1 pseudogene is annotated in these 393 nt (G+C 61.3%); it reads right to left on the bottom strand.

What is annotated here, in order from left to right:
• A pseudogene (locus tag HMPREF2912_RS09350) lies at positions 1-393 on the bottom strand (HNH endonuclease); the annotation flags it as partial.

Below are 393 nucleotides of genomic sequence, written 5' to 3' on the forward strand. Positions count from 1 at the left end.
TGGTGGATTCGAGTACGCCGCGCATGTTGGCGATGGTGGTGGCGTCGTCAGTAATGGAGAGCGTGTTGGGGCCTTGTGCACGGTAGGTGATGCGCACGCCTGGTTTGGCTATGCGCTTGGAACGTAGTTCTTTCAGTCGTGTGGCGGCGACGGTGGGGATGCGGTGTGCGGGTGTTCCTGCGAGTTTGACTCGCAGGTTCCAGGCGTCGAGGGTTTTCTTGACTTTTGCGGTGTAGGACTCGATGAGTGTGAGGGTGCCGAGGCTGTGGCGTTGGGTGAGGGCTGCGTGGCGGGCTTTGCGTTGTTTGCCGCTGAAGCGGGTGGGTCCGAAGTACACCTGGTTAAGGCGTGCTAGTTCGGCAGCATCGGAAGCAGAAGCGCCGAGCGCGCGGA

Source organism: Corynebacterium sp. HMSC056E09, assembly GCF_001813425.1.
GTDB lineage: Bacteria > Actinomycetota > Actinomycetes > Mycobacteriales > Mycobacteriaceae > Corynebacterium > Corynebacterium hesseae.